The sequence below is a fragment of the Photorhabdus sp. CRCIA-P01 genome, from assembly GCF_003545805.1.
GTDB classification, from domain to species: Bacteria; Pseudomonadota; Gammaproteobacteria; order Enterobacterales; family Enterobacteriaceae; genus Photorhabdus; species Photorhabdus antumapuensis.
Genome location: NZ_NMQR01000096.1, coordinates 1 through 5,212 on the forward strand (window position 1 = coordinate 1; position 5,212 = coordinate 5,212).

Sequence of the window (5,212 nt, forward strand, 5' to 3'; positions counted from 1 at the left end):
TATTCATGCGTCTGCCGGGAAGGGCAGCCAAAACGACACGCTCTATTACTCGCTGCCCTTCGGTTACTGGATGGCGAGCGTGACGGCCAGTCATTACGATTATATGCAGACAATCGCCGGGCTGAATCAGGCGATTCAATACCGGGGCAAAAGCCAAAACCTGGCGGTCCAGCTCAGCCGGGTGCTGCACCGCAACGCCGACCAGAAAACCCTGCTCAACGGTGAAATTTATCGCCGGGCGTCCCGTAATTTTATTGACAACACTGAAATCGATGTTCAGCGCCGGGAAACCGCAGGCTGGAAGCTGGGACTGTCCCATCATCACACTATCGGCAACGCCACTCTCGATACCAGGGTCACTTACCAACAGGGCATGCGCTGGTTTGGCGCGCAACCGGCGCCGGAAGAGTACCGCAATGAAGGGACTGCCTTGCCTAAAATCACCCAGTTCTCAGCGACGCTGGCCGGGCCGTTAACGCTGTTTTCTCAGCCCTTTTCTTATCAAACCCAGTATCTGCGCCAGCCCGTTGACGCCTCAGGATCGCTTTTCCATTGGCGGCCGCTGGACGGTACGCGGCTTTGATGGCGAGTTGACCTTATCCGCTGATCGGGGGTGGTACAGCCGGAACGAACTGGACTGGCAAACCCCGCTGCGTGGGCAATCGCTGTATCTGGGGATCGACTATGGCGAAGTGGGCGGACGGGGCAGTGACGCGCTGCTCGGAAAACATCTGGCGGGGAGTGCTCTGGGCTGGCGAGGCAGCCTGAAAGGGGTGAGCTACGACCTGTTTGTCGGCGTCCCGCTGTCCAAACCCGCCGGTTTCCAAACTTCCCCGGTCACGGCCGGATTCAACCTGTATTGGCAGTATTAATTCAAATAGCAAAACTGCCAGTGGGTAGTGTTGTGTGGAGCAAAAATTATGAACACGCAGTTATATCGTATTATCTTTAATCAGGCCCGTCAGATGTGGATGGTGGTCGCCGAGATAGTGTGTGCCGGACAGGGACGAACCGGACGTCGTACTCGTCGCCCCTCTTCACCGCAACGTCGTTGTCGGCTTACTGCGCTACGGTTTGGGGTGTTATTCGCCCTTGGCGGGATTTCACTCACGACACAGGCAGCGATTGTGGCCGATGGACAGGCGCCAGGGCGTCAGCAACCGACCATCATTCGCAGCGCCAACGGCACGCCGCAGGTTAATATCCAGACGCCCGGCTCTGATGGCGTTTCTCACAACAGCTATCGTCAGTTTGATGTGGATAAACAAGGGGTTATCCTCAATAACAGCCATCAGGCCACGCAGACCCAACTCGGCGGCATGGTGGCCGGTAATCCGTGGTTAGCCAAAGGGGACGCCAGCGTTATCCTCAACGAAGTCAACAGCCACGACCGCAGTCACCTCAACGGCTGGATTGAAGTGGCCGGGCATAAAGCCGAGGTGATTATTGCCAACCCGGCGGGTATCACCTGTAACGGTTGCGGGTTTATTAATGCGCATCGCACCACGCTCACCACCGGGCAAGCCCTGATGGAACGGGGCCGATTGAAAGGGTTTGATGTCAATCAGGGGGAAGTGCGCATTGATGGGCACGGCATGGACAGCACCCGGCAAAGTTACACCGATATTATCGCCCGCTCCGTGGCGATTAACGCCAAATTACATGCGCAAGACCTGAAAGTGACCACCGGGCGCAATATTGTGGATGCGGCGCATCAACAGATTGAGAAAAAATCGGCAGACAATGAGAAGCCCCCGGAGTTTGCGTTGGATGTGGCGGCACTGGGCGGCATGTATGCCCATAAAATTAGGCTAATAGGCACCGAAACGGGGGTGGGCGTCCATAATGCCGGCAATATCGGGGCCTCAGCCGGGGACGTGCATATTACCGCCGATGGCTGGATAGAAAATCGCGGCGCCATCAGCAGCCGTGACGGGCTGCAATTAACGTCGTCTGCCGATGTCTCGAACACCGGCAAATTACTGTCACAATCGGCGGTGAATTTACAAGCCAAAGGGGCGTTAAAGAATCAGGGCCGGGTGGAGGCCCGCGGCGATACCACCGTTACCGCAGGCACCATACACAGCAGCCATGACAGCGTCTGGGCCGCCGGACTGGATGATAAGGGCAACACCACCCGCCCCGGTTCACTGACCCTGACCGCGCAACACGTTCAGGCCAATGGCAAAAATCTGGCGACCGACACGCTGGCGATCCACAGTCAACAGATTGACCTGAGCGATAGCCAGACCGCCGCCAGTCAGATTCAATTGAATGCCAGTCAACACGGGATAAGTACCGCTCGCGCCACCGTTAACGCCGACCGCTTTAGCGCGAAAACCCCCGGCCAGTTTAACAACGACGGCGGGCAATTAGTGGCACAGGAAATCCACCTCACGACCCCGGATATCTCTAACCTGAAAGGAAAAATTAACCAGACAGGAAGCGGTGAACTGACGCTCCATACCCGTACCCTAAATAACCGTGAAGGGACCTTGTTCAGCCAGGGCAAACAGCTCACGATTACCACAGACACACTGAATAACCAGCAGGGCAACATTGCCAGTCAGGGCGAGGACCTGCATCTGACCGCGCATCAGGCAGACAACACCCAAGGCACGGTGCAACTGGCGGGTAACGGGAAACTGTCACTCAACAGCCAACGCTGGCTGGGCAATAAGGGCAAACTGCTCACCAACGGCGCCCTGACGATACAAGCCGGTGATTTGCAACTGAACCACGCCGAAACGCAGGCCGGGCAGATTACTATCAATGCGGACACCCTGAGCCATCAAGGCGGTGTGATGCAACAACGCGGCAAAGATACTCTGTCTCTGACGGTAAACACCCTAAATAACCAGAACGGCGCCATTGCCGGTAACGGTAACCTGAACCTTAAGGCAACGACCATCGATAATCGTCACGGCAACCTCGTAGCCGCCGACAAGGGCTCGCTGACACTGACGGTCAAAGACACGCTGGACAATCAGGCGGGCCGACTGGAAGCAGGCAATGCGCTCCAGCTCAGCGCCGCCCAACTGGATAATCGCCGGGGTAGCCTTGTGGCTACCGGGGACAGCGCCATGCTGACCATTAGCAAAGCCATTCAGAATGCCCACGGTCATCTTGAAGCCAAAACCCGACTGACTACAACCAGCCAGACACTGGATAACACGCAGGGGGTGTTGCTGGCGCAGCATATCAACAGCCAGACCACCGGCCAGCCCTTCATCAATACGGCGGGACAGGTGATAGCCGAGGACACTCTGACAGTCAACAGTGGTGAGCTGGATAACACGGCGGGGCGGTTACAATCCGGCCGGGAGATGTCCGTTGATACCCACGGGCATGGGCTCATTAATACCCGCAATGCCGACCAAAAAGCGGGCCGGTTGTTAAGCGGCGGGCAGTTAACCCTGCGCACCGGCGACATCGATAACACCGGCGGCATGATAGCAGCGGACGGCAAAACCGCGCTAACCAGCACCGCGCTCAATAATACTCAGGGACAGATAGCCGGGAATGGCGGGCTGGACATTCACAGCCGACAGCTCACCAACCGCAACGGGACCTTACAATCCGCAGACGCCCTGAATCTGGACACCGACGGCCAGTTACTGGATAACCAACAAGGCCATATTCTCGGTGAAGGCAAAACCACCATCACCAGCGGCCCGCTGGACAATCGCCACGGTCATCTGCAAGGCGGACAGTTGGTTATCGACACCCGACAGGCGCAGACGGATAACCGGGACGGCAAATTGTTGTCGGCCGGTACGTTCAACCTGAAAACCCAGCGGCTCGACAATCATCACGGGCAGGTGCAGGCGGTGGGCGACACCGCTCTTAATGTTGAAACCCAAACCGATAACACCGGCGGCCTTATCCGTGGGGGTCAGCAATTGACCTTGAGCACCGCTCACCTGATTAACCGCGACACGGCGCAGACGGATAAAGGACTGGAAGCGCAAAACCTGACGGTCAACGCCCAACAGGTGGACAACCGCCAGGGCGCTTTACGGGCGGCCGACCATCTGCAAGCGAACATCAGCCAGAGCTTGAATAATCTCCAGGGGCTGGTCTCTGCWGGCAAACAGCTCACTATCAACAGCGAGGCTCAGCAACCGCATCTGAGGATTAACAACCAACAGGGCACCCTGATTGCCGGGAAACAGGTGGATATTAACGCCGAGACCCTCAGCGGTGACGGCCAACTGTTATCGCAGGGGGATATGGCCGTCACCTTAACCAAGGATTTTCACCATACCGGCAACACGGCGGCCAATGGCAATTTGACCCTGAAAACCACCGGCAATCTCCTCAATGACCGCCAGATAAAAGCCGGTCGGGCGCTGCATCTTGACGCCCGCAATCTCACCAACAGCGCCGCCGGTGAAATCAGCGCCAGGCAAACGCAAATCAAGGTCCACGATACGCTGAACAATACCGGACTGATTGACGGCGGCCTGACCCATCTCACGGCCAACACCCTGAACAATACCGGCACCGGGCGCATTTACGGCGACCGGCTCGCCCTCCAGACAGGGACGCTGAATAACACCGCGCAGGACGGCAAAGCCGCCGTGATTGCCGCACGTGATCGGCTGGATATCGGGACCGGGATACTCAACAACCAGCATCATGCCCAGATTTACAGCGTGGGCGATATGCACATTGGCGGCCAGTTGGATAATACCCTGACAGCCACCGGTCAGGCCCATGAGCTCAATAACCACGCGGCAACGATTGAAGCCGGGAAYAATTTGAAGATTCAGGCCGAGCAGATKAACAACACCAACGCCGGTCTGGTGACGCAGGTCGTCGAAACGGAAAAATCGCCACATCACGAYGCGGTAYTGAGCGGCCAGACCACTCGCTATGACTGGTCACAAGTGGACACGTCCCGCCGCAACAAATACGGCGTGCACGATGCCATTATGCCGGACGGCAGCCGCAGTAATGACTTTTACGAATATCAGTACACCCGCACCGTGAATGAAACACAGGTTAAACAGAGTGACCCCGGTAAAATTCTGGCGGGCGGCAATATCACGCTGAACAGTGCGAAAGTCACCAATCACGACAGCCAAATCGTGGCGGGCGGCGTGCTGGACGGGGAAATCGGTGAACTGCACAATATAGCGACTCAGGGCGAACGTATCACCACCGATAAAGGTCGCCAGACTCACTGGTATGCGAAAAAGAAACGACG

At 57.1% G+C, this 5,212-nt stretch carries 1 protein-coding gene and 1 pseudogene; both read left to right on the plus strand.

The window, feature by feature from the left end; translation table 11 throughout:
* Positions 1-872: pseudogene (locus D3222_RS23380) on the plus strand (ShlB/FhaC/HecB family hemolysin secretion/activation protein); the annotation flags it as partial.
* 48 nt (positions 873-920) lie between these two features.
* A partial coding sequence (locus D3222_RS23385) for a two-partner secretion domain-containing protein (protein WP_118988229.1) occupies positions 921-5,212 on the plus strand: 4,292 nt, incomplete at its 3' end.